This window comes from Sutcliffiella halmapala (genome assembly GCF_050107295.1).
Classification (GTDB): Bacteria; Bacillota; Bacilli; order Bacillales; family Bacillaceae_I; genus Sutcliffiella_A; species Sutcliffiella_A halmapala_A.
In genome coordinates, this window is record NZ_JBNIKR010000008.1 from 180,377 (window position 1) to 205,887 (window position 25,511).

26 protein-coding genes and 1 other annotated feature are annotated in these 25,511 nt (G+C 43.2%); of the genes, 3 read left to right on the plus strand and 23 right to left on the minus strand.

Annotated elements, in window-relative coordinates:
- Window positions 1-43: 43 nt before the first annotated feature.
- From pulA to thpR, 5 genes are read right to left on the minus strand one after another with little or no spacing between them, the layout of a single operon-like run.
- Window positions 44-2,191, minus strand: coding sequence for a type I pullulanase (pulA, locus tag ACQCT5_RS14780; protein ID WP_499642767.1), 2,148 nt, complete (start codon window positions 2,189-2,191; stop codon window positions 44-46).
- A gap of 47 nt (window positions 2,192-2,238) precedes the next feature.
- Complete coding sequence (locus tag ACQCT5_RS14785; protein ID WP_499642768.1) at window positions 2,239-3,174, minus strand: NERD domain-containing protein; 936 nt, start codon at window positions 3,172-3,174, stop codon at window positions 2,239-2,241.
- A gap of 22 nt (window positions 3,175-3,196) precedes the next feature.
- A complete protein-coding gene (locus tag ACQCT5_RS14790; RefSeq protein WP_499642769.1) occupies window positions 3,197-3,883 on the minus strand; it encodes an LrgB family protein in 687 nt (228 codons plus the stop codon).
- Window position 3,884: 1 nt separating this feature from the next.
- Window positions 3,885-4,262, minus strand: coding sequence for a CidA/LrgA family protein (locus tag ACQCT5_RS14795; RefSeq protein WP_499642770.1), 378 nt, complete (start codon window positions 4,260-4,262; stop codon window positions 3,885-3,887).
- 9 nt (window positions 4,263-4,271) lie between these two features.
- Complete coding sequence (gene thpR / locus ACQCT5_RS14800) at window positions 4,272-4,832, minus strand: RNA 2',3'-cyclic phosphodiesterase (protein WP_499642771.1); 561 nt, start codon at window positions 4,830-4,832, stop codon at window positions 4,272-4,274.
- 182 nt (window positions 4,833-5,014) lie between these two features.
- Here thpR and cysK point away from each other — a divergent pair, with 182 nt between their 5' ends.
- Window positions 5,015-5,953, plus strand: a complete 939-nt coding sequence (gene cysK / locus ACQCT5_RS14805) for a cysteine synthase A (RefSeq protein ID WP_499642829.1) — start codon at window positions 5,015-5,017, stop codon at window positions 5,951-5,953.
- 646 nt (window positions 5,954-6,599) lie between these two features.
- Here the strand turns inward: cysK and ACQCT5_RS14810 are convergent.
- From ACQCT5_RS14810 to ACQCT5_RS14825, 4 genes are all read right to left on the minus strand, one after another.
- On the minus strand, window positions 6,600-7,754 hold the full coding sequence (locus ACQCT5_RS14810; protein WP_499642772.1) for an MFS transporter: 1,155 nt from the start codon (window positions 7,752-7,754) through the stop codon (window positions 6,600-6,602).
- 101 nt (window positions 7,755-7,855) lie between these two features.
- Window positions 7,856-9,268 carry a dipeptidase PepV gene (gene pepV, locus ACQCT5_RS14815; RefSeq protein ID WP_499642773.1) on the minus strand — a complete coding sequence of 471 codons (1,413 nt, stop codon included), beginning with the start codon at window positions 9,266-9,268 and terminating at the stop codon, window positions 7,856-7,858.
- A 9-nt stretch (window positions 9,269-9,277) separates the two neighbouring features.
- A complete protein-coding gene (locus tag ACQCT5_RS14820) occupies window positions 9,278-10,417 on the minus strand; it encodes an ABC transporter permease (RefSeq protein ID WP_499642774.1) in 1,140 nt (379 codons plus the stop codon).
- Entirely contained in the window at window positions 10,414-11,127 is a 714-nt protein-coding gene (locus ACQCT5_RS14825; RefSeq protein WP_499642775.1) for an ABC transporter ATP-binding protein, read from the minus strand. The genes ACQCT5_RS14820 and ACQCT5_RS14825 overlap by 4 nt, the downstream gene beginning before the upstream one ends.
- 287 nt (window positions 11,128-11,414) lie before the next feature.
- On the opposite strand from ACQCT5_RS14825, the gene ACQCT5_RS14830 reads away from it, so the two are divergent.
- Window positions 11,415-11,636 carry a DeoR family transcriptional regulator gene (locus ACQCT5_RS14830; RefSeq protein WP_386643068.1) on the plus strand — a complete coding sequence of 74 codons (222 nt, stop codon included), beginning with the start codon at window positions 11,415-11,417 and terminating at the stop codon, window positions 11,634-11,636.
- Window positions 11,637-11,819: 183 nt separating this feature from the next.
- Here the strand turns inward: ACQCT5_RS14830 and ACQCT5_RS14835 are convergent, their stop codons facing one another.
- From ACQCT5_RS14835 to ACQCT5_RS14855, 5 genes are all read right to left on the minus strand, one after another.
- Window positions 11,820-12,773, minus strand: coding sequence for a hypothetical protein (locus tag ACQCT5_RS14835; protein WP_499642776.1), 954 nt, complete (start codon window positions 12,771-12,773; stop codon window positions 11,820-11,822).
- 42 nt (window positions 12,774-12,815) lie between these two features.
- Window positions 12,816-13,634, minus strand: a complete 819-nt coding sequence (locus ACQCT5_RS14840) for a hypothetical protein (protein WP_499642777.1) — start codon at window positions 13,632-13,634, stop codon at window positions 12,816-12,818.
- A 151-nt stretch (window positions 13,635-13,785) separates the two neighbouring features.
- Window positions 13,786-14,499 carry a pseudouridine synthase gene (locus ACQCT5_RS14845; protein ID WP_499642778.1) on the minus strand — a complete coding sequence of 238 codons (714 nt, stop codon included), beginning with the start codon at window positions 14,497-14,499 and terminating at the stop codon, window positions 13,786-13,788.
- Between the two features lie 17 nt (window positions 14,500-14,516).
- Entirely contained in the window at window positions 14,517-16,142 is a 1,626-nt protein-coding gene (locus tag ACQCT5_RS14850; RefSeq protein ID WP_499642779.1) for a putative polysaccharide biosynthesis protein, read from the minus strand.
- A 77-nt stretch (window positions 16,143-16,219) separates the two neighbouring features.
- Window positions 16,220-16,600, minus strand: coding sequence for a hypothetical protein (locus tag ACQCT5_RS14855; protein ID WP_499642780.1), 381 nt, complete (start codon window positions 16,598-16,600; stop codon window positions 16,220-16,222).
- A gap of 125 nt (window positions 16,601-16,725) precedes the next feature.
- On the opposite strand from ACQCT5_RS14855, the gene ACQCT5_RS14860 reads away from it, so the two are divergent.
- On the plus strand, window positions 16,726-18,006 hold the full coding sequence (locus tag ACQCT5_RS14860; protein ID WP_499642781.1) for a BaiN/RdsA family NAD(P)/FAD-dependent oxidoreductase: 1,281 nt from the start codon (window positions 16,726-16,728) through the stop codon (window positions 18,004-18,006).
- On the opposite strand, the gene ACQCT5_RS14865 is transcribed toward ACQCT5_RS14860, so the two are convergent.
- The 9 genes from ACQCT5_RS14865 to ACQCT5_RS14905 form a co-directional block, all read right to left on the minus strand.
- Window positions 17,989-18,111: a hypothetical protein gene (locus ACQCT5_RS14865; RefSeq protein ID WP_386643087.1), complete on the minus strand. Its 123-nt coding sequence runs from the start codon at window positions 18,109-18,111 to the stop codon at window positions 17,989-17,991. The two genes, ACQCT5_RS14860 and ACQCT5_RS14865, sit on opposite strands and share 18 nt — an antisense overlap.
- A gap of 149 nt (window positions 18,112-18,260) precedes the next feature.
- Entirely contained in the window at window positions 18,261-18,440 is a 180-nt protein-coding gene (locus tag ACQCT5_RS14870) for a sporulation protein Cse60 (RefSeq protein WP_499642782.1), read from the minus strand.
- A 104-nt stretch (window positions 18,441-18,544) separates the two neighbouring features.
- On the minus strand, window positions 18,545-19,180 hold the full coding sequence (locus tag ACQCT5_RS14875; protein ID WP_499642783.1) for a hypothetical protein: 636 nt from the start codon (window positions 19,178-19,180) through the stop codon (window positions 18,545-18,547).
- 115 nt (window positions 19,181-19,295) lie between these two features.
- The gene (locus ACQCT5_RS14880) at window positions 19,296-19,601 is read right to left on the minus strand and encodes a rhodanese-like domain-containing protein (RefSeq protein ID WP_499642784.1); all 306 of its coding nucleotides are present in this window, start codon (window positions 19,599-19,601) and stop codon (window positions 19,296-19,298) included.
- A gap of 108 nt (window positions 19,602-19,709) precedes the next feature.
- Entirely contained in the window at window positions 19,710-22,127 is a 2,418-nt protein-coding gene (leuS, locus tag ACQCT5_RS14885; protein WP_499642785.1) for a leucine--tRNA ligase, read from the minus strand.
- A 179-nt stretch (window positions 22,128-22,306) separates the two neighbouring features.
- Window positions 22,307-22,549, minus strand: a binding site (T-box leader).
- Window positions 22,550-22,651: 102 nt separating this feature from the next.
- Window positions 22,652-22,780, minus strand: a complete 129-nt coding sequence (locus tag ACQCT5_RS14890; RefSeq protein ID WP_499642786.1) for a hypothetical protein — start codon at window positions 22,778-22,780, stop codon at window positions 22,652-22,654.
- Between the two features lie 45 nt (window positions 22,781-22,825).
- Window positions 22,826-23,023, minus strand: coding sequence for a hypothetical protein (locus tag ACQCT5_RS14895; protein WP_499642787.1), 198 nt, complete (start codon window positions 23,021-23,023; stop codon window positions 22,826-22,828).
- A gap of 146 nt (window positions 23,024-23,169) precedes the next feature.
- Window positions 23,170-23,946: a 3-hydroxybutyrate dehydrogenase gene (locus ACQCT5_RS14900; RefSeq protein ID WP_499642788.1), complete on the minus strand. Its 777-nt coding sequence runs from the start codon at window positions 23,944-23,946 to the stop codon at window positions 23,170-23,172.
- 21 nt (window positions 23,947-23,967) lie between these two features.
- Window positions 23,968-25,290: a GntP family permease gene (locus ACQCT5_RS14905; protein ID WP_499642789.1), complete on the minus strand. Its 1,323-nt coding sequence runs from the start codon at window positions 25,288-25,290 to the stop codon at window positions 23,968-23,970.
- Window positions 25,291-25,511: the final 221 nt, after the last annotated feature.

The following is a 25,511-nucleotide window of genomic DNA, read 5'->3' on the forward strand; positions in this document are numbered from 1 at the left end:
TTTTATCGTTATTTCCCAATTAAATCAAGTACTTCCGGAACAATTAATATTGTGCCAAAACAATTGTACTGATGGGATCCACCATTATTTCCTTTTGGATAATCGGAGGTGAATCAAGGTTCACATGCAGGTTCTTGACGAGAACCTCCCATTCGGAATCATCCGGTAGCGCTATCTTTTCTTGCTGCAGCGCGTTATGGAACACGACAAGAAAATTTTTCCATTTACCATAGACTTTCACGTCCTGCAGCATATACATCAGCAAATGCCCGTTATCTAGTGGAAACGTCAGATGCTTGTGTATTTCTGTGCTGGTGGCGAAGCGGAAAGCTCCGTGGTCTTTCCTTAGCTCAATGAGGCCTTGTACGTATGTCACCTCTTTGGAGAATTGATGCTTTCTCTCCCAATCTATCCAGTTTACAGTATCCGGTGATTTATAGCTGTTCTCTTCTCCCTGCTTCGTACGAAAGAATTCCTGGCCTGCATGCAGGAAAGGGATGCCTTGCGAGAGCAAGATAATGGATGTTGCGAGCATCTGTCTCCGCTTTCGGACCTCTTCACTTTCATGACTATTGCATATTGCCATCTTATCCCACATGGTGTGATTATCATGGGATTCCACATAATTGACCGACTGGGTGGGTTCGAAAAATAACCCTCTAAAATGGGGATCCAGTCCCACACTCCCAGAAAGCGTTTGCTTGAGGCTTTGAATTTTATGGGTATTCCCCAGTGAAAAGCCCCTATCGAACAGATTAAAGGTACTGCCTTTGATGGAGTCTCTGACCATATCATTAAAAAATGCCAGACCAGGCATTTTTTTCGCATTCATAATCATGGCCTTCTGTTCGGCTGGTAAAGGGGTGTTGAGCTCCCACCCTTCTCCAAGGAGGATGCTACCTGGTTTATGTGTATCAACCAGCTCTTTTATGCTGTTCATCGTGGCAATGTCCAGGATTCCCATCAGATCAAACCTGAATCCGTCCACATCATACTCCGTGAGCCAATATCGGATGGAATCCAAAATGAATTTCTGGACCATTCTGCGTTCCGATGCAATATCATTTCCTACTCCCGTTCCATTGGAAGGCATGCCATGATTATCGTGGCGGAAATAATAGCCCGGCACTATCTTCTCAAATGAGGATTCCTCGCGTACAAAAACATGATTGTATACGACGTCAATAATCACCCTTAAGTCTTCTTGGTGCAGCTTCCCGATAAGGTTCTTCAGTTCCATTATCCTGGAATAAGGATCTTCAGGATCTAAGGCATAGCTCCCCTCAGGTACATTGAAAAACAATGGGTTATACCCCCAGTTGTATTCCTTTTTTGGCGCTTCCTCATCTACACCGCCGTAGTCATTTACTGGAAGAAGTTCCACATGGGTAACTCCCAGCTTCTTAATATAAGGTAGCCCTGTAACCCCAACATCTTCAACGGGAGGTTCCTCCATAAAAGCCGCGTATTTGCCTTTTTGATGCATCCCGCTTTTCGGGTGAGAGGAAAAATCCCTTACATGCAGTTCATAGATGATGGCATCCGTCGCTTGTAGAAATGGGGGCAGCGCTGTTTTTGGCACATTGACCTTTTCCGGATTGATAACGACTCCCGCTCCACTATTTATCGTAGTGGCAATTGCATACGGGTCCACCGCTTCCCTCCATATAAGATTCACACACACAAGATAGGTATATTGGAAGCCCTCCAGGTCACCTTGGACTGTAATGCGCCATATTCCTTTATCTTCGGGGACGAGTGAATAATGGATCGGTTCCTGGCTGTTTGGAGCATGCAGCTTTATTTTTACCGAAGTAGCGGTTGGTGCCCAAACAGTGAAGGTGGTCTCCCCAAGGTGATAGGTTGCACCCAGATCATTTTCATCGTAATAGTAGAGTTCATCAAACGCAGAGGTTCTGATCACTGCACCTATCTGCAAATCTGTTTTTCTGCCATGCTCATCTTTTACCTTATATTTAGATCCTATAGAAATAGGGCCATCTGCCTTGCACCTATATTTCACCGAATGCCCCAGATTCACTTTTTCTATGATGTGTAATGGGTGCTGCTTCTCTTGCAATAGGAGGGTAAATAGACTTGATTCTCCATGATGGCGTTCAGTCGGCAGTAAAATGGTAATACAATCTATCTCATCTAAATAGGCTTCAAATTCTCTTTTAATGAAAATCACACCATATTCCTCCCTTCGAAACAGCCTTATCTAAAACTATCTTCCCTTCACTTCCATTCAGGACGGTCCACATAGGTAGATTGGCAGTGGGAAAGCAGGACCCCTGCCGCCTTCAACTGGTTATGTTTAAGCGGGAGTTTGTTGGCTCTCATCTTCTCAAACCACGGCTCATAGCTTCTTTTATCAATGACATGTATGTCAGATGGTCCGTCTGTAATATCTATATAACCGTTCTGATGCAATAGCACCTTTGTAATCGGAAAATCAACTTCGTTATACGCTAGAATATTCTTTATTATAGACCCCATCCGATTCAAGCTAATCGTTGGATTTACAATTTTTCTTTCTTTTTCCTCATCCCTGATTGCCCAGAAGCGTTCATTGTTTCCAAGCACCACACTGTTTTTCTCCTCTTCCAAATACGTAATGGCAATTATTTCGGTTGGCGTAATGAGGATCACTTCCAGTTCAACAGGTGCCTGCTTTACCAGGAAGATAGGTCTATACATGACAAGATACGTATCAGGGAAACGCTGCAAGAAATAAAGAAGCGTAGAATCCCGCTTATAGTTTTTTTGCAGATAGGACATCTCCCGGATTGTGGAACTTGCCCATTTAAGCTGCAAGGGGAGAATCGCATTCAGGAACAGCTGCTTTTTTTCCTCAGGGGTCCTCGCTCCAATAAGCTTCGGCAGTTCCCACTCATCAAGCTCTTCCTCAGACTTTACCACCTTGCCGACATGAAGCTCCTCTTCTATTTCGGGCTTCTTTTTCAATGATTGGAACAGAGTAGCAAGCTTATTGTGCTTTATCGGCTCCTCTTCTTGAAGAGAGGTCAGCTCCGTATCTGCCTGTGAATCCGCCTCCTGCTGCAGGAAGGTGTTCCACTGCTGTTTTTTTAATCGCATATATTGGCTTGGATAGCGATAAACATCCACTTCATAACGAGATATATAATCTTGCAGTTTTATTAGCTGAGCCACATGGGTTCACTCTTTTCTATTTCTATAGTAAATACTGTACGGCGACTGGAAGCGCAAAAGCATATACAATCGCCGATAGAGTCATGCTAATCGAGCTGAAAGCTGCCTCTTCTTTTCCATACTCCATCGCTTTTGCCGTCCCGATGCCATGTGCGGCATTCCCATACCCTACTCCTATTCCTAAAAAATGCTCGATATGAAACATCTTTAGTAAGTAAGGTCCAAAAATGGCACCCATCATGCCGCTTAATACAACAAGTGCTGCAGCAAGACTTGGAATCCCTCCTGTCATGGTAGCGATATCCATTGCAATAGGGGATGTGACCGACTTCGGGAGAAATGTCGCCGCATACGCACGGTCCAAACCTGCCAATTTGACAAAAGCAAAACCTGAAATAAAACCGGCGACTATGCCGGAAGAGACACCTGCAAATAATGGAAGCTTGTATTGATAGATTTTCCCTCGGTTCCGGTACAAGGGATACGCCAGGGCCACCACTGCCGGACTGAGCAACTCATTGATCCAGGTGCCGCCAACCATATAGGTTTCATAGCGGATATTGGAGGTTAAAAGAAGCACGATAAGGAGAACAGTAGTAGTTGCCACGGGTACCAGTAGAGGCCAGCCAAATGAATCGTATATTATTTTCATTCCCATATAGATGAGTACTGTAAGTAAAACAAATGCGATTCCAATAATATAGGTCACCTTATACGCCTCTCTTTTTCCTTTTATCGACCAACTCAACCGTTTTTTGACCCACCAACCCTGATATGATCATGATAAGGAAGGTACTCACTAATAATGCCACTAACAGCAGTGACCCTTTACCGGCAAAGACATCAAAGTATCGGATGACCCCGACCGTTGCAGGAACAAAGAATAAAGGCATGTATTTCAGCAGCAGATCAGCCCCTTCGTCCAACAACCTTTCTTTCACTAACCCGCTTAAAAGCAGGAAAAATAAAAGAAGCATCCCGATAATACTTCCTGGCACCGGTATCTCAACGGCCCGCTGAATCATTACCCCTACCCAATACAAGGCATAGAGGCCTACTATTTGCAGTACAATTCTAATTCCCCTCATTTGATTCTCCTACTCCTGTTTTAAAGGAAAAATTCCTATTTTTTCATATTTCGGAAGCATATGTAGATGCGACTGATATAAAACAATTTCCTTACACTTAAAAGTGTCCGTTCTTGCCAGGTCGCTCAGGCTTGATTCATGTTGGAAAGCAGGCCCCTGCCACTTTCTTGCTACGGTAATATGTGGATGAAAGGACCGTCGATCCAATTCAAAGCCCATCTTTTCACACGCCTCATACACCAGACCTCTCAAAGCGTTCAGATCGGCAGACTCCTCAACGCCGTGCCAGAAAATTCTTGGTGACTGCGGGTTTCCAAAGGTCCCTAAGCGATCCAATGTTAAAGAAAAGTCTTTAGTTTCCTGCGCGATAACCTTCATGGAATCCTTTATGGCAGCTATCTTCTCTTCACTAACCGGTCCCAGAAAGGCCAAGGTAATATGAAGGTCCTCAGGATGAACCCATCTTGTAAAAGCAAATTCACCTTTAAGCTCTTTTAAGTAAACAGTCATTTGATTTTTCCATTCTTCAGGCAATGGGACCGCTATAAAAAAATGATTTTGTAAAGTCATGATTCTCACCTTTCCTATTTTATCAAAAAGTTTGTAGTATGCGGTGGTTAGCAGGGGTGTTTAAAGCAAATGATAATAAAATGTAAAGGTAATCCCGTCCTTATCCATCAATTTAATCAGCTTTTTATGATACAATACGAAGTAGTAAAATGGATGAGACAGAGAAAGGTTGTGTTCTTACAATGAAAGTTGTTTCCAACATGGCAGATTTAATCGGCTCCACCCCTTTAATAAAACTGAACCGTATCGTTCCAAAAGGGGCTGCCACGGTCTATCTTAAATTGGAATTCTTTAATCCAAGCGGCAGCGTAAAAGACAGAGCCGCTTTCAATATGATCATCCAGGCTGAAAAGGATGGATTAATCAAGCCTGGCGATACCATCATCGAGCCGACAAGCGGCAATACAGGCATCGGCTTGGCCATGAATGCAGCAGCACGCGGTTATAAAGCTATTCTTATTATGCCAGATACCATGTCAAAAGAAAGAATTAATCTACTTAAAGCATATGGAGCTGAAGTTGTTTTAACTCCCGGAGATGAAAAAATGCCGGGAGCCATCAATAAAGCGAAGGAGCTTGTTAAAGAGATTCCCAACAGCTTCATGCCGATGCAGTTTGAAAACCATGCAAATTCCGATGCCCACCGTAAATCGACAGCACTCGAAATCATAGATGGCATGAACCAGATCGGCAAGCCGCTATCCGCTTTCGTTGCTACTGCCGGAACCGGCGGTACGATAACAGGGACAGGGGAAGAACTGAAAAAGTATTATATGGGTCTAACCGTGCATGTCGTGGAACCTGCAGGATCACCCGTTCTGAGCGGCGGAAAGCCAGGAAAGCATAAACTCGTCGGCACCAGCCCTGGGTTCATTCCCGACATATTAAACCAGGAAGTCTATGACGAGATATTTAAGATAGAAGATGAGGACGCGTATGAAATTACCCGTCAGCTTGCTGCATTGGAAGGCATCCTCGTTGGTCCTTCATCGGGGGCAGCGTGCTTTTCTGCCATCCAGGTGGCAAAAAGGCTTACCGAGGACGATGTAGTGGTGTGCATTGCATGTGATACCGGGGAAAGATATTTATCGACGGATTTGTTTGATTTTGGTATTGAATGACACTCTCTGGCAAGTGAGATATGTAGTTGAAGGACTTTTTTAGCTTGAATCACCTTGAAAAAGCCCTTCATCGGCTTCATGATGGGCTTTTTTAGCTTGCACCACCACAGAAAAGCCCTTCATACGCTTCATGATGGGCTTTTTTAGCTTGCACCACCACGGAAAAGCCCTTCATACGCTTCATGATGGGCTTTTTTAGCTTGCACCACCACGGAAAAGCCCTTCATACGCTTCATGATGGGCTTTTTTAGCTTGCACCACCACGGAAAAGCCCTTTATACGCTTCATGATGGGCTTTTCGCTTAGGCATCATCACAGAAAAGCCCTTCATACGCTTCATGATGGGCTTTTTTAGCTTGCACCACCACGGAAAAGCCCTTCATACGCTTCATGATGGGCTTTTCGCTTAGGCATCATCACAGAAAAGCCCTTCATACGCTTCATGATGAGCTTTTTTAGCTTGCACCACCACGGAAAAGCCCTTCATACGCTTCATGATGGGCTTTTCGCTCAGGCATCATCACAAAAAAGCCTTTCATACGCTTCATGATGGGGATTTCGCTCAGGCATCATATCAAATATTCCCTTCACCCCGAAACAGAAAAAGCTGCCTGAACCTTAACAGACAGCCAGCTTTCAAATTCATTTAAGCTTCCGCCAGCGCCCGCTGATCGGCCTGTCTGATATATAGAATCAGGCCAAGCCCTCCGAAGGTAAGAATTCCGAAAAAGAGATAAACGTAGGCGACGGAGAAGTATTCTGCGATATATCCGCCCAGGAATGTACAGAACCAGCTGCCAAGGCCGTTCCCTACAGCTGTATACAGGCTAACGGCTGTTGCCCGGACGTTGATGGGTGCAATGTCGCGAACATATTGCATTGCAGCAGGGATAAATAGTCCTACTGAAAAACCTTGTGCAATGGTGGTGGCGTAGACAATGTATAAAGGTGGTTCAAAAAAATAGAAAACCCAGCGAAGCGCTGATACCAGGGCGGCGCTGATCATGATGGAATGCAGGCCGAATCTGGATATCCATTTACCGGCAATTCTCATGAAAGGCGCCTCACTACCTGCAGCCAACAAAAAAGCAATTCCGACACCTGTTACCGTGCCGCCTATATCTGTGATAAACAACCCGAAATAGAAGTTATTCGCAAAGACCGGACCGAAGATGAGGAATGTGGTGACAAGGAAGAGGACAAATTTGGGCATTTTCATCAAAGTACCGATTCCGTCCCTGATATTCACGCTCATCGACTGGCTTTCTTTCGGAAGGAAGAAAACCATGACCATGGCAATCAACAGGCCTATTGCAAATACATAGAAAATGACTGTCAGAGAAAAATACTCCGAAAGTTTACCGGAAACAAGTACCGCTACTGCGAAACCGACCGCTCCCCATAACCGGATGGACCCATAGTTCCCTTTTGTCTTTTGTACATAATTCAAGGTAATGCTATCTGATATCGGTACAAGGGCACTCTGGGAAAACGCCAGTAGAAATGCGATGACAAGCAGTCCAGCATAGCCTCCCACAAAGGAAAAGGCGAATCCAGCCAATGCAGTAAAAAACAATGTACCAATCAGTATCTGTCTTGGCTTTTGCGTATAGTCGCTGAACACACCCCACATCGGCTGTATAAGGATCATCACGACAGGACTGATGGACATGATCATCCCGATCTGTGAGCCCGAGAGCCCGACATCATCCTTAAGATACACCGTTAACAACGGGAAAAGAGCACCAAAACTAAAGAATACTAGAAAATAAAAGCTGTAAAAGTACCGGTTTGTAGACATTGTATGATGGACCTTCTTTCTTGCTGATATATAGCGAAAAGGCTACCAGCTAGAAGCCTGGTAACCTTTTCATTCTATCACAATATTTTTTGAACATCAGATTATTTTGCAAGCTCATAGATGGCTTGTGCATAAATTGCCGTTGCCTTCACCAGGTCCTCGATAAAAATATGCTCATCCTTCTGGTGGGCCACATCCTCACGCCCAGGGAAAAGTGCTCCAAAAGCAACACCAGCCTCAAGCGACCTCGCATATGTCCCGCCACCGATAGACAAGAGCTCCGCCTTTTCCCCTGTCTGCTCCTCATAGACCTTCTGAAGTGATTGAATCAACGCATGGTCCTGTGGTACATGGTGAGGCGGAGCTACTTCATATTTACTTAGCTCGAATCCGCCTGCTTCAGCCGCAGCTTTAATCTTTTCCCGAGTTGCTTCTATGTCGCATGTAACCGGGAAACGGATATTCACTCCAAGAGTCCCGCCGGTGGAAGAATTATAGGAAAATACCCCGGTGTTCACGGTCAGATCACCTGTGATATCATCCTGGAACGAAATGCCAAGCTTTTTCCCCCTCGAATCGAAAGCCAGCTTTTCAGAAACAAATGATACAAATGCCGCTCCATTTGCATCCATTTCTTGGGAATGCAGGAACTCCGCCAAATAGTAGCCGGCATTCTTTCCGTTGTCAGGCTCCATTGCATGAGCTGATTTACCTTTGATGGATAATATTAAGGCGCTCCCTTCCTTCGTATAGCCACCTTCAAGACCCTTCTCTTCTATATAACGGTTAAAAGCATGGCTTGCATCTTCCATGCTGCCATCCACTTCAACAGTTGCTTTCGCGTGATCTGGCACCATATTCAGACGTCTCCCCGACTCGAATGCCAGTAGTTTAACTGAGCCAGCGGTGTCTGTTTGAGCCCCTTTCAACTGCAGACGGATGTCCCCAAGTCCTTTTTCCGCATAGATGATCGGAAAGTCAGCATCTGGAGCAAATCCCATCGTCGGCATTTCTTCCTTTTTGAAATAGTGGTCCACGCACTGCCAGCTGCTCTCCTCATCCGTTCCGATAATGATCCGGACACGCTTCGAAAGCGGAAGCTCCAATTCCTTCACTATTTTCAAGGCATAATAGGCAGCCATCGTCGGTCCTTTATCATCAATTGCACCACGGGCAAAGATTTTCCCATCACGGATAGAAGCACTGTATGGCTCATCCGTCCACCCATCGCCTTCAGGAACGACATCCACGTGACAGAGGATACCAATTAGCTCATCCCCTTGTCCGTGTTCTACATGCCCCGCATAATGATCAACGTTTTTTGTAATAAACCCGTCGTTTTTCCCTTTATGTAACAAATATTGCAGCGCCTCTTCTATACCTTTTCCAAAAGGCGCAACAGGTGTTGCCTCCTCTTCATTCAGCACACTTTTTATTTGCAAAAATTCTTGTGTATCCTTTATGAGTGCTTCCTTGCGTTTTTCCACTTCTTCCAACCAATTGATGTTAGTCATTCCGTTCGATCATCCCTTCCATAAAAAATGAAACAATGTGTTCATCAATAGTACAAAACCAACCAGTCCCAATGCAGGATAGTAGAGCCACCTTGTAACAGCATCCTGATAATGCTCCTTCAAAATCTCCTTGCCTTTATATAAGCCCAAAAAAGGGTGGGTGGTCAATTCATCATATAGTATATTTAACCATTCTTTAATGAAAAAGAAAAATGCGACAAACAACCCGTATTTCATCCATAGCGGCATATAGGCCATCACTGCGATAGTGATTCCGATTAGCTTCAGGTAAGAAGAAACATGACGTAGATTCCGTAGTAAGTATTTGAAGAACAGTTCGGCGAGGGCATTTTCCGGTCGCCTGTCTTCGAAAATACGCTGGGATTTCCGGAAAAGCAATGGTTTAGTCCGTTTGGATACCTTGGGGATATAAACATACTCAGACATCGAGAACATCACACCAACATATTTCTGCTTTATTTTTTCACTTTCCATTACATCAAAATCAAAACTGTCCATTTTCCAGTAAAGGAAATAGGCACTTGCAACCAGTAAGAGTATGCAAACATTTGTATAGAATCCCAACATATAATCTACCAGCAAATAAAAGATTATCCCGCCCAGTACAAAAACGGTGAAACTTATCAGCCTATTACCCCATCCTTTCCATCTCACATCCACCAGCTGACCGATTACAATCAGCAACAACCGTACCAGGACGATGAATACTGTAAAATGAATCAGGGAAAACGCATCCGGTTTGATCTGTTGGAGCAATAAATAGGATAATAGGGCAATCAGGACGGATACAACTGTGTTCTTCAAAATAGCCGCACCAATGCAATAGCCTTTAAGACTTTTAAGAACACTTTTCCGGTGGACAAAAAAGTAGGAATCAGCCGACTCCACATAAATCCGAATAGAACCAGTATTCATAATCAGATAAATAAGGAATAAAGTCAGACCAAATGGTAATTGACTGATTATTTCAAAAATTTTAGGAATCGAGTCATAAACCATTGCCCCAACAAATAGGATGGTAAGGATAATATAGACCAATATGGTCCGATCCACTACAACCTTCATGTTCTTCCATTGGTAATCCCAGTCCTTCTTTCGACGATAACGAAAAAGTGCGAATCCGGTCATATTTGTTTGCTCCGAGTGGATAAGGTGTAGAAGCAGTCCAACAGGGAAGCGCCTGGCATCCCACACTCCTCCTGTATATCCACTAGCGTCCCGGAGGATTTCACCTTACCGTCTGTGAGCAACACGAACCGGTCACAAATCCGCTCTGCCGTATCAAGGACATGTGTACACATCAAAATACCAGCTCCTCTTTCCTGCTCTTGACCAAACAGTTGAAGGAGATCTTTCATTGCAATAGGGTCAAGCCCAATGAAGGGTTCATCCACGACATACAAGGAAGGACGTGACATAAACGCAAATATCAGCATAGATTTTTGCTGCATCCCTTTGGAGAAAGTAGCTGGAGACTCATGTATGACATATCCCATTTCAAACATATCCAGCAGTTTGTCCACCCTTGGTTTCCATTCGGGTTCATTGAGCTCCAAAAGAGAAGCCATCAGATCGATATGCTCCCATAATGTCATATCATAATAAAATACCGGTTTCTCAGGAATATAAGCAAAAGATTTATCGGAAGGGAGTTGAATATCCCCCTCAAAAAAAGGATTCATCCCAAGCAGGGTTTTAATGGTGGTACTCTTACCAGCTCCGTTGGGTCCAATCAGGCCAACCATTTCACCTGCATTTACCTTTAAATATATATTTTGCACGACTTTCATTTCATCGTCATAACCTGCACGCTTTAATTCTAGTGTGAGTAAATTCATTTTAGTTCCTCCTTCCTCCCTATTTACGAGACTTTAAGGAAAAAGTTTCGAATTTTCAAAAAAGAGTGGCGGTTTATTGTCGAGTAATGTAATATTGTGAATAAGGAATAATAAGCCAATTTTACCACGATAATTCCAACATTAATTATTAAAATTGTGTAAATAGCATCATTATTCTAGAATTTTTTATACAAAATCGTGTACAATATAAATAACTTAATACCAAACGCCTAACATCAAGAATTATCTAGTAGTAACATGTTAAATACCGGATAAGGAGTGGTTTTTTGAAGCCTTCAACAAACCGTATGCTAACCCGTATTAAAGCCGTCTACATGTATATTCATGAGAAAGGGACTGTGTCCACACAGCAGTTGGTCGATGAATTTGGGATAACTCCCCGAACCGTCCAGCGTGATTTAAATGTGTTAGCTTTTAATGGTCTTGTTCAAAGTCCGACAAAAGGTAAATGGTCTACTACAGAAAAGAAAGTTAGGTTGTCGTCTTAACGTTACATAAATATAATGTTTGGAAAATAGCAGGGAAAAGGAATCGCTTCGGTAACCGGATCGATTCTTTTTTTATGCGGAATATGTTCGAAGGTTTCGTATACAAAAGAAAGAAAACAGGCAGGAGATGATTCTCCCGCCTGTTTTCATGAGTGACCGCTAAATCAGCCACCTTTTCTCTCATTATTCTACATCAGTTGCTTCTGTAACAGTTTCTTCCACCATTTCTTCTTCCACTACTGCATGTACAGCAGATTGAAGAGCAGCATGCATTTTCGCTTTTTCATTAGCTTTTGCACTTGCCATTGAAAGGGATTTGTTTTCAACAGAAGGGTTTACTTTCTCTTCTTCTGTTGTTTCTTCAGTCGCTTCTTCTGTTGTTTCTTCAGTCGCTTCTTCTGTTGCTTCTTCTGTTGCTTCTTCTGTTGCTTCTTCAGTCGCTTCTTCTGTTGCTTCTTCTTTCACTTCTTCTGTTGCTTCTTCAGTCACTTCTTCTATTGTTTCTTCAGTCGCTTCATCTGTTGTTTCTTCAGTCGCTTCTTCTGTTGTTTCTTCAGTCGCTTCTTCTGTTGCTTCTTCAGATGCTTCTTCTTCCTTCACATCTTCTTCTACTTCTTCTGCGCTTGCATGAACAGCAGAATTAGGTGCTGCATGCAATTTAGCCTGCTCGCTTGCTCTTTCACTCGCCATGGATTTCTTCTTGTTTTCCAAAGAAGGATTCACTTTCGCTTCCTCATCCGTTTCTGGAACTTCAGTTTCGGGTACTTCCGTTACTGGTTCCACCACTTCTTCCGTAGTTTCCTCTGTCGGTTGTTCCACTACTTCAGGAGTTTCCTCCACTTTGCTCGCATGTACAGCGGAATTGGCAGCAGCGTGTGCCTTCGCTTGCTCGCTCGCTTTTACACTTGCTTGAGACTTTGCTTTGTTCTCAGTAGAAGGATTCACTTTCGCTTGTGCAGGAAGTTCAACTTTTACCGTTTCCTCAACTTTAACCTTATGTTCTACTTTTGGCTTGTGGTCTTCTTTGTTTTCTTTACCTGAGGCTTCACTCATCTGAATCCCGAAACCAAAAGATAGGACACCTGTTAATACTAACGTTTTTACGATTGCTTTACTGTTTAGGAAATTGATTTTCATTATGATTCGCTCCTTCAAATTTTTAATAGAATGGTATATACATTATCTATTGAAAAAAGAAAGAGGGCTCTCAGGCGGCGGTGCCGGTGGTGCATTAACCCATTGGCTCCGAAACGTGAGATGCTTTGACACAAAAGGCTCAATCAACACCATAACCGCCTCAACGGGATTCATGCCGAGGAAATCAAGTGATCCTTTGGAAGGCACTTTTGTATCTCCCGTATTACCCGTAGGCTTTTTCTGAGATTGCTGCTGTTGCACCTGGAGGATGGTCGGTTCCCAGTCCTTCCTAGGTGGAAATGGAACAGGATTGTCTGAGCTGGATTCTTCGACTTTGGTTACTGTTGAACCATAACCATCAGATAAGGAAAGGTCCTTCCTGGAAGTATCCGTTCCTGTTTCCTCTTCTATACTATCGTTATGTATGATTTCAGACTGCTTTTGAGTGGAGGCACTCGTTTTGTCCCGAACCTCGACTTTTGGAGGCGTGACTGGAACCGTTTTGTCAGGTTTAGATGGAACTGGTACCACTTCTACCTTTTGTTTTACAGGCTCTTTTTGAACCGCTTCCTTTGCTTTTTCACTGGCTTGCTCGGGTAGTTCCTTTACTGCATTGCTTTTCGCTTGTGGAGTTGGAACGTTCCTTTTTTCCTCCGCAATTGGATTGATTTCCTTTTGAATTGGAGCGCCAGCCTTATCTGGCTTTTGCGGGACGTTCCTATCCGGAACTGTTGCTACTTCAGGGGCTTGCTCCCCCTTCCCCTTAGGCGGATTTCCACCTTTTTCAGCACCAGCTACATTTGGCAAAGTCAGCACAAACAATAGTAATAGAGGCAGAAACCATAATCTTCGCACGTTCATCGCTTCACCTCCTTTTATATTCGGCTATTATAATCTTCTAAATATTTTTTCACTATATGTCGGTTAATGAGGAAAATAGTAGAAATTTATCAGTTTAAGTTTTAGAAATATATAAAAAACACTCCTAATTTACTAGGAGTGTTCTGAGAGATTATCTATTCTCTTTTAAAAGTTCCAGTTCCTCGTCTGTCAATTCTCTGTATTCACCTAGTTCAAGATCCGGATCGAGTTCCAGCGGTCCCATGCTGAGCCTTTTCAGATAGGTAACCGTTTTTCCGACTGCCTGGAACATTCTTTTCACTTGATGGAATTTCCCTTCGACGATGGTGATCTCTATTTCGGATTGTGGACCGGCAAAAAGTATCTTCAGCTCGGCAGGCAGGGTTTCATAGCCATCATCCAATGTCACACCTTCTCGGAATGCTGTAATGTCCTCTTCCGTTACTTCGCCCTCAATTTTTGCATAATACGTCTTAGGTACATGCTTTTTTGGTGAAAGCAGCTGATGCGCTAACTGTCCATCATTGGTCAGGAGCAGAAAGCCTTCCGTATCCTTATCAAGGCGTCCCACTGGAAAAGGTTCAAAGATCTTGTCTTCTTCTTGTAAAATATCCACAACCGTTTCCTGTCTGTGATCCTCGGTAGCCGACAAGAAGCCAGGAGGTTTATGCATCATCAAGTAGATGAACTCGCGGTATTCCACCACATCATCCAAAACCATCACTTCTTGTTCCTCAGGCTCCACATGAACCTTCGCATCCTTTACAACCTGTCCGTCCACTTTTACAACGCCTGTCTTCAACAGCTTTTTCACTTCTTTGCGCGTTCCATAGCCGCTGTTTGCCAATAGTTTATCTAATCTCATAGTTAACTCCTTTGATATTAAAGGCCTCTTTCACCTGTTTTTCTATTTAAAAACGGAAATCTGTTCCCGAAAAGATACATTAATAAATTGCTCCGATAGCTCAGGAAAAAGTAGATTCCCGCTCCCACAGCTGCACTTATGAAAATAACGAAAATTGCCTGCATTCGGCCGTCGCTGTATGGAATGAAGCCTTCCAATAATTGAAGTACAATAAGTACTCCTACTATCATCGCAATATTGAAAATGGTCATCAGCATCGTTCTTCTGAAAACGATGGAATAGTCGAAGCCTGTGTATTTTTTTATTGCCCAAAGATTCATCACTACACTGGCAGTATACCCAATTCCGGTTGCGACAATCGATCCTTCTGCTCCCATCAGGAAAATTAGCGGGAAGTTGAGCACAAGCTTCAATCCGATTCCAAGCGCCAATCCATAGACCGTATATTTCTGGCGGTTGATTCCTTGCAGCACGGATGCCGTTACTGTAAACAAAGCTAATGGAATCGCGGTTGGCGCATACCAGGTCAACAAGTAGCCCCCTAGTTCATCATAGGAATAAAATGCGGCGAACGCAGGTCCACCAAGTATAGAAAGTCCAATACAAGCAGGTATCGTCAAGTAAAGCAATATTTGGAACGTTTTGCTCATTTGTCTCTGCAGGACATCCAAATTATTACTGATAAATGACTTGGTAATGGCAGGCAATAAGGACAGGGCAAAGGCAGTAGCAAGCGTGATCGGAATCATGACAAGCTTTTGGCCGTAATTGTTGATGATTGCAAAAGCATCTCCGGAGTAAACATCGTCATACCCAGCCATTGCCATAAATTTGTTAAAGCTGAAGGTATCGACCAATTGATATAACGGCATGGCAAGTCCGACAAATACAAAAGGTGCCGCATATAGGACTATTTCCTTGTACATTTCCTTGTAGGATATATCCATGGTACCCTTATCCTTTTCCAAAAGGTTGTCCAAATGCTTTTTCCTGCTAAACCAGTACCAAATGAGTATGGCAAGTCCTGCGACTGCCCCAATAAACGCACCAAAAGTGGCATAACCTATTGCGGTAGGCAGACTTCCTTCCGTTACCTTCATAATAATGTATACACTGCCCAGCAGGAATATAATCCTTGCGAGCTGCTCTACAACTTGTGATACGGCTGTCGGCCCCATTGATTCATGGCCTTGAAAAAATCCCCTGATTAAACTCATGACAGGTACCAGTAATAGGGCAAAACTGACCATCCTGATTACCAATGTTATATCATCATAAGAGTGCTTACTGCCATCATTGATGATCATCGGTGAAAATACCGGTGCAAGAAGATACAGCACGAGAAAAGAAACAATCCCTGTTATACTCATTAACAGAATACCTGAACGAAACAGCTTTCTCCCTACTGCATACTCATCTAATGCATTATATTTAGCAACGAACTTCGATACTGCTAAAGGCACCCCCATTGTTGCCACACTCAAAACAACAGAGTAAAGAACATAGGCATATGTATATAATTCCCCTCCACTCTTTCCTACCAAAGTATAAAACGGAAAAATATAGACGAGCCCCAACACTCTGGAAAGCATCGTTCCCAAAGTTAATATAAACGTACCTCTTAATATATTCGATGTTGACATAAAATCCCTACCTACTATTTGTAACGTTTTGTTTAACCTTAGTATTTTACCATAAAGGGTGAAAGCTTGTATGTTTTTTACCAGCCTGCAAGGACGCTTCTGTTGAGCGAAATTCTGGAAAAAGCGATAAATGGCGTGTCTTCTTCCAAGTGTTCAAATGCCTCTTTACAAATGACCACCTTGAACTCCCCATAAGCATCCGCCTCGAGAAGAAGTTGTCCTGCTTCCTCCCTGGAAAAAAGTACCCCGAATTCATCTCTGTTATTTATCCTCACACAAAATATGTATGCATCCATCTCTTTTTCATAAAGCCATGCATAAGAATATTTATCTATTTTAGTTGGAATGAGATCACCTAGTGATGGTATGGACAAGAGTAGAACGGGAATACGATTCTCTTCGGTCCACCCTCCATCTTCAGGATGATGCGCTTCCGTTATATTAGGTGAATAATTCATTGTATACCCCTTTTTCGTTAACTTTATCTCTCAAAATCATACGGAAAGATGTCTATTTTGTCCAACTTCCGTTTACAGTATATAATAACAAATAGGTTTTCTAATTTTAGTTGGTTGGTGAAAAGATGAAATATGATGTAATAATAATTGGCGGTGGTCCGTCCGGTCTGATGGCCTCGATTGCTGCAGCGGAACAGAAAGCACGGGTTCTCCTGTTGGATAAAGGAAATAAGCTTGGCAGAAAGCTGGCGATCTCAGGCGGAGGCCGTTGTAATGTGACTAATAGGCTTCCTGTTGATGAAATCATCAAGCACATCCCCGGTAACGGAAGATTCCTATACAGTGCGTTTTCAGAGTTTAGTAATGAAGATATCATCAAGTTTTTTGAAGGGCTTGGTATTCAATTGAAAGAGGAGGACCATGGCCGCATGTTCCCTGTGACCGACAAGGCACAGAGTGTCGTGGATGCCCTTTTGGATAAAATGAAACAGTTGAAAGTGGAGATTCGTACGAATACTGCAGTGGAAACGGTGGAATATGACAAAGAGCGAACCAAAGGGGTCCTACTGAAAGATGGGGAATTCATTGAGTCCACATGCGTTGTCATTGCAGTTGGAGGAAAATCGGTACCACATACAGGTTCTACCGGTGACGGATATCCTTGGGCAAAAAAGGCTGGTCATACTATTACAGACCTTTTTCCTACGGAAGTTCCATTGACTTCATCTGAACCTTTTATCCGTGAAAAACGACTACAGGGGTTGTCCTTGCGCGATGTTGCTCTAAGTGTTCTGAATCCGAAAGGCAAAGTGGTCAAAACTCATCAAATGGATATGATATTCACTCATTTTGGTGTGTCGGGACCTGCAGTATTGCGCTGCAGTCAATATGTCGTGAAAACGATGAAAAAGTTTAATGCTCGTACTGTCATGATGAATCTAGATGTTCTTCCAAGCATCAACGAAGAGCAAGTTTTTCAGGAGCTGTACAAGCTGTTAAAGGACGAACCAAAAAAAGCCGTTAAGAATGTTCTTAAAGGAATTGTGCCGGAGCGGTACCTATTATTTTTGTTGGAGCAATGTGGTATTGATGAACAGGAAATTGGTGCAACTTTAGCACATGAGAAAATAAGGGAAATCGCGAAAATGTGCAAGCAATTCCGCTTTGAAGTATCCGGCACCTTATCCATTGAGAAGGCATTCGTGACCGGCGGCGGTGTTTCTGTAAAAGAAATTCATCCAAAAGAGATGGCTTCCAAACAGAAAGAAGGATTATATTTTTGTGGGGAAGTACTTGATATCCATGGATATACTGGTGGTTACAATATTACATCAGCTCTTGTTACCGGAAGGCTGGCAGGCTTAAACGCCGGGAAAAAGGCGGCAAGCCTACGCAGTTACCATTAATACAAACGAGAATACTAGTCCAAGTCCTACACCATACATTGCGAATTCATTCATAAATGATTTGTCCTCTGTCATTACCGTTTCGTTTTGAGTGTGGTGGTTCATGTTCCATCCATCCTTTCGAGTTGTGTTATTCAATTAGACGATTGTCACAAATAATTGTTACAGCTTTTTAATAATTGTTTCTAGTTTTTAATAAGTTACTTATCTCTACCCACATTTACGAGCCTGATAAACATCTTTTTCATATTTTTTCAGGCTCTAAATATTACCATTGCCGAAAAGCAATAGATTTGCTCCTCTTCCTCCAGTAAACATCCCACCTGATACTTGATATCTATCAAATCCCTGTCTGCAAGCCCTCTCAGAAAGTCGTTTACCGAATCCTCGAGGTCCCGCTCATGCTCTTCATCAAACATCTTGATCTGCACCACGGTCTGTCCACCTCCTATTTACTACTATGTATAGGAGGAAAACCCTTTGTTTATACCAGGTTGGTGAGCAAATTTAAAAAAGCCCCTATAAAAAGGAGCTTTTACTAGTATCCGAGGACTTTCATCATGCCCAAATAAATGAAAACAACCGCAAAACCTAGAGAATACTTGTTGAACTGAAAATAAGTAATGGGTGGGCGTCGTTCTTTCAATTCTTTCATTAATTCCTTGATGAAGGCATTGTCGACGAATTTCAGAAATGACACTTGTAAGTTACTTTTATCAAGGTCCTTCCAATTGATTTTGATTTCTTCATCGCTATCATCCAAATAATAGTAGGTTATATAATTGCTGCTTAAGTAATCATCGTTTCCCTTCACTTCTTTAAAATATCCGTAGCCATAACTGTTCAGGAGTTTTTCCAAAATCGCGAAAAATGTGTATGGCTCATAACTCAATACATGCACTTCCGTGTTCTTCCGCTCTTTCACCATCGTCAGCAAACCTATGAGCAAAGGTCCGATCACTGCAACAAAGGCCTCCTTTTGCAATTCCATCTGAATGAATGCAATCAACAGTATAAGAGATAACATGGCCCCATACAGGACGCGCCGGTATCGATCACTGTTCGAAGTGGAAGAAACACCCTTTGTTCTGTATTTTGTAATACTTTCGTATACGAGAAGCAAGCCGATGAAAATTAAAAATAGATAGAATGAATGCTGTTGAATGAATTCCATGTGATCCCCCCTTCACTAGTAATACGTGAAAAATGGAGAGAGGTTTCATCTAAATCCCAAACCCGCCCCAAATAAAAAAGACCAGCCCGGGCCGGTCCCCTTTACCAGTGAAAAATTATTCCACGTCGCCTTCCCACTCCAGCATGCCGCCTTCCATGTTACGTACCTTGTAGCCTTGGTCTTGCAGGTAGTGGCAGACATTTTCGCTGCGGCGTCCTGAGCGGCAAATGACGATGTATTCTTTATCCTTATCAAGCTGATCCAGACTTGCCGGGATATCCCCCATGCGGATGTGCTTCGCTTGCTTAATTTTACCTGTTTCGATTTCTTCGTCTTCGCGAACGTCCACAAGAAGCAGTTCTTCCCCTGCATCCAATTTCTTTTTCAGTTCATCTGTTGTAATGGTTTTAATCTCTTCCATTTCGTAAAACCTCGATTCTATGTATTGTTTAAAGATACATTCATTCTAACAAAAATAAAACAAGACTGCCAAATCTCCGGCAGCCTTGCTTTCAAAAATCAAAAGAAATCAATTCGCTACGATATTCACCAATTTACCGGGAACAGCGATGACCTTACGAACCGTTTTTCCTTCGATGGATTCTTTTACTGTTTCATCAGCAAGTGCGATTTCTTCCATTTTTTCACGAGTTGCATCTGCTGGTACATAAAGTTTCGCTTTCAATTTACCGTTAACTTGAACAACGATTTCCACTTCGTCTTCTACTAGCTTAGTCTCATCATACACCGGCCAAGCTTCGTATGTGATGGTTCCTTCGTGGCCAAGCTTCTCCCAAAGCTCCTCGGCAATATGTGGACATACAGGAGACAATAGCTTAACGAAACCTTCCACATACTCTTTTGGAATCACATCCGCTTTGTATGCATCATTGATGAAGACCATCATTTGCGAGATCGCCGTGTTGAAACGAAGTCCTTCATAATCCTCGGTTACCTTCTTGACGGTTGCATGGTACGTTTTCTCCAACGTATCCTCTTCCGTCAATTCCACAACCTTGGAACTTAGCTTGCCATTCTCTTCGACAAACAATCTCCAAACACGGTCAAGGAAGCGGCGGGATCCGTCCAGTCCGTTCGTGCTCCAGGCAATGGAGGCTTCCAAAGGTCCCATGAACATTTCATATAGGCGTAAAGTGTCTGCACCATGAGACTCGACGATTTCATCAGGGTTTACTACATTCCCTTTGGATTTACTCATCTTCTCATTGTTTTCGCCCAAAATCATTCCTTGGTTGAAAAGCTTCTGGAATGGCTCTTTCGTTGGAACAACACCGATGTCGTACAAGAATTTGTGCCAGAAACGAGCATACAATAAATGAAGAACCGCGTGCTCCGCTCCACCGATATAAATATCTACCGGCAACCACTCTTTCAATTTTTCAGGATCAGCCAATTTCTCACTGTTGGTCGGGTCGATATAGCGCAAGTAGTACCAGCAGCTTCCGCCCCATTGCGGCATTGTGTTTGTTTCACGGCGTCCTTTTTTACCTGTTTCAGGATCTACCACATTCACCCAGTCTTCAATTGCTGCAAGTGGAGACTCCCCTGTACCGGATGGACGGATTTCTTTTGTTTTAGGTAAAACAAGTGGCAGCTCGCTTTCAGGTACAGCCGTTGTGGTACCATCTTCCCAGTGGATGATAGGAATCGGCTCGCCCCAGTAGCGCTGACGGCTGAACAGCCAATCACGAAGACGGTGGGATACCTTCTTCTCGCCTTTTTCATTTGTTTCCAACCATTGGATCATGTTGGAGATCGCTTCTTCTTTTCCAAGTCCGTTCAAGAAATCGGAGTTTACGTGCTCCCCGTCCCCTGTGTAAGCTTCCTTGGAAACATCTCCACCAGCAACCACTTCCAGAATTGGCAGCTCAAATTTAGTTGCAAATTCAAAATCACGCTCGTCATGTGCAGGTACTGCCATAATGGCACCTGTTCCGTAGCTCATTAACACGTAGTCCGCTATCCAGATTGGAAGCTTTTCGCCGCTCACAGGATTTACAGCATAAGCTCCTGTGAACTCCCCTGTTTTTTCCTTGGAAAGCTCTGTACGCTCCAAGTCACTCTTACTTTGAATCTTTGTAATATAAGCTTCTACTGCATCCTTTTGGTCTGCAGTTACAATTTTCTTCACTAGAGGGTGCTCTGGTGCCAATACGGCATAAGTTGCACCAAATAGAGTATCAGGGCGAGTCGTAAATACGGTAAAGCTCTCATCCGTGCCATCAATCGCAAAATGAACGTTAGCTCCTTCAGAACGCCCGATCCAGTTACGCTGCATATCCTTCAAGCTTTCCGGCCAATCCAATTCATTCAAATCTTCAAGCAAACGATCCGCATATTCAGTAATTCTAAGAATCCACTGTCTCATCGGACGGCGCTCGACCGGATGTCCGCCACGCTCGGATTTCCCATCGATTACTTCTTCATTCGCAAGGACGGTACCTAATGCCGGACACCAGTTTACTGGTACTTCATCCACATAAGCCAAGCCTTTTTCATAAAGCTTCAAGAAAATCCATTGTGTCCATTTATAATACTCAGGATCTGTAGTGTTCACTTCACGATCCCAGTCATAGGAGAATCCAAGGGACTTGATCTGTCTTCTGAATGTATTGATGTTCTGCTCGGTGAACTCTGCAGGATCATTTCCTGTATCCAATGCATATTGTTCAGCAGGTAATCCGAATGCATCCCATCCCATTGGGTGCAGGACGTTTTGTCCTTGCATACGCTTCATGCGTGAAAGGATATCTGTTGCTGTATAGCCTTCCGGGTGACCTACGTGTAAGCCTGCGCCTGATGGATAAGGGAACATGTCTAGTGCATAGAACTTCTCTTTCCCTTTTTCTTCATGTGTTTTAAACGTTTTGTTTTCTTCCCAATTCTTTTGCCATTTTTGTTCAATGGACTGATGCTGAAACGACATCTTCTTTTCCTCCTAATCTGAAATGCGGAAGCGCCTTGCTCACCCCCGACAAGCATAAGATATTTTCCGGAGAAGGTCGTTCTTTGACCTTTGCAGGAAAATGGCTTATGACCTCGAGGGGGTAGGCGCTGCAGCTGGACATCAACTAAAAATAAATACAAAAAACCCCTCATCCCTATAAAAGGGACGAGAGGTTTGAATATACATAACCTACCGCGGTACCACCCAGATTATTACCACCAATGTGATAATCACTCGAATCCTTAACGCGGATGATACGGCGAGATATTACTAGCTTCCTTAGAAGGGTTCACATCTGCTACTCCAAGGCGAGTTCATGAACGCTCGTTTGTTGACTCTCACCATCCGTCAACTCTCTTGTGCTCGTTTCGTTCACTACTGATCCTTTTCAACGTATAAGTTTAGTTGTTAATCTGTATTGTAAAGAATTTATTGGAAAACTTCAAGGGGTATTTTCATTAATCATTATGAGCGTTTTACGAATAAATTATTCTAAGCAATAATCAGCAGCACTCTTTTTTGTTGTCAGAGTCGTTTTGGTTGCTTTCGCAGCATTTTTCTTCTTGGACTTCCACGATCTCCACTTTGCAGCAGTCATCCTTCTTTTTCTTGAACATTAAAAACATCATCATCTACTCCTTTTAATATCAAATTTTTTTGATTAATTTTACAAAATTTTATTCACAAGCGCAGCAAGGTTCCTGTTGGTCTTTCCAGCTTTTTGTCAACTTCAAAAAACTCGCTTTTAATGCATTGCCGATTGTCTTTCTTTCACCCCTTGAAGCTTTTGCCACCCTATGAAGCAATTGTTCTTCTCTTAGACTGTTGATTTTTTGGCTGTTCATATTTGCCAATGTATAAAGATTGTTATTCATCTTAATCTCTCCTTAAATCAATTTTATTTGATTATCTACTTTGATTATATGCTGCAAGGAAAATATATGCAACCAAAATAATCAAATTATTTTGATTTACTTTCGACAAAAAACGCCAGATGCCCTGCAGCACCTGGCGCTTTCCTTTATTGAACGGTATATCCTCCATCAATAACCGCAGCCTGCCCAGTGATTCCACCAGCTGAATCACTGGATAAAAACATCGCATAGTCTGCAATTTCCTTTACTTGAAGCAATCTTCTCTGCGGGACAAGAGGATAGATAACCTCTTCCAATACATTTTCCAATGGAACTCCCCTGGTCTCAGCAAGATCTTTGAGCTGATTACGTACCAAGGGGGTATCCACATACCCCGGACAAAGGGCATTCACCGTGATTCCATGAGCAGCTCCCTCTAATGCAGTGACCTTTGTCAATCCGATTACACCATGCTTGGCACTATTGTAGGCAGCCTTGCCGGCAAAGCCGACCAAGCCGTTTATGGAAGCCATATTGATGATACGTCCCGATTTCTGTTCTTTCATAATCGGAAAGACATGCTTCGTAGCAACAAATGGAGCAACGAGCATCACCTTTGTCAAAAGCTCAAACTTTTCCGTCGGGAAGTCTTCAATCATGGAGACATACTGGAGTCCCGCGTTGTTGATCAATACATCCATACGCCCGAACTCCCTGATCGCAGTATCGATTGCACCTTTGATTTCATTTTCAGATGTCACATCACACTTGATTCCTAATGTCGTCATTCCTTGCTCATTTAAGGCAGAGCTTGAAGCTTTCACCGTTTCATTATTCAAATCCGTCAACACCACTTTAGCGCCAGCCTCAGCGAATTGTTTTCCTATTTCATACCCAATCCCCTGGGCTGCTCCTGTGATGAGGACAACTTTATCTTTTACCAATGATGCTCCCTCCCTTAATTATTAGATACCAAGTCCAAGTGAGAACAGTGCAATTGCAATGGCCACACCGATCAATGGAACAATTACCGTGACGGCAGCGACAGGTCCATAAGCAGCCTGATGGGTCTCTCCACATATTGCACGGACGGTTGTTACAACATATCCGTTATGCGGAAGGGAATCCAGCGCACCGGATGAAATGGCAACTGTACGGTGGAGGGCTTCCGGATTCACACCCATATCGATATAGTGCGGTGCAATCAATGGAAGCGCGATTACTTGACCGCCTGAAGCGGATCCTGTCATACCGGCAATGACACTGACTGCAATCGCGGCTCCGATAAGGGGGCTTCCAGGGATGCTCGTCATCGCTGATACTACCTCGCCAAATGCAGGCACTGCTTTTGCAACTCCACCAAATCCTACTACAGCGGCCGTGTTACCGATGGCGATCAATGCTCCCATCGTACCTTCAGAAATCGCGTTCCAGAAGGATTTGAAATAGGCTCTACCAACAATGTAAGTGGCTATGATCCCACCCAATAAAGCAATGATCAAAGCCGATTGTTTTAGGTCATCATGGAAATAGAAGCTGATTCCAAGGACAACCAATAACGGAATCATACTGACAAACGGGTTTGGAAGTTTTCTGTTGGCATCCATAACCGGGTCGGTCGCTCTTGCTATGAACGTTTCACCACGATTTACCGCTTTAGTGATCATGCGCTTTAACCACCAGTAACCAAAGATCATCATGAAAATGGCAACTATTAAACTTACTTCCCAGCCCGCATAAGGACTTGTGTTAAGATAGTCGATCGGAATCCAGTTCTGGATTTCCGGAGAACCAGCAGAAGTCATCGTAAATGTTACGGAACCGAATGCAAGCGCCGCCGGAATGAATCGTCGAGGCAGATTAGCCTGTTTGAACAAGCTGATTGCCATCGGATAGACAGAGAACGCTACAACGAATAAGCTCACTCCTCCATAGGTCAAGACGGCACATGCTGCCACAATGGCAAGTACTGCATATTTCATACCAAGTTTATCCACTATTAGTTTGGAGACGGAATCTGCTGCTCCACTATCCTCCATCACTTTCCCGAAAATGGCTCCTAAAAGGAACATCAAATACCAAGATGTAACGAATGATGAAAAGCCACCCATATAACTACCAACAAAGTTTGCTTCTCCTTCCTCCGCCAATTGTGGAAATAACTCCATTCCACTTAATACTGCAACAAATAATGCTGACAGCGGACCTACTACAAGCAGGTTCATTCCTCTCATCGTTAAAAAAATTAAAAGTGCCAAACCTCCGATAAGACCAATCATGCTGAGCATCTACTTTCCCCCTTGTTTTACGGTAAACGCTTTCATTATTTCAAAGCATTTTCCTGTATATTTTGCCTTCCTCTTACCTATATGCAAAAAGCGTGCCAACTAGATTAATCCCCCAGGGACAAATGTTTAAATTTTCCGAACTTATATATTTTCCGAAAGTTCGGACTAATATTCAAGTAACCTTCGTCCATCTTGATAAAAAGCGAGTCCAGATTCCTGGA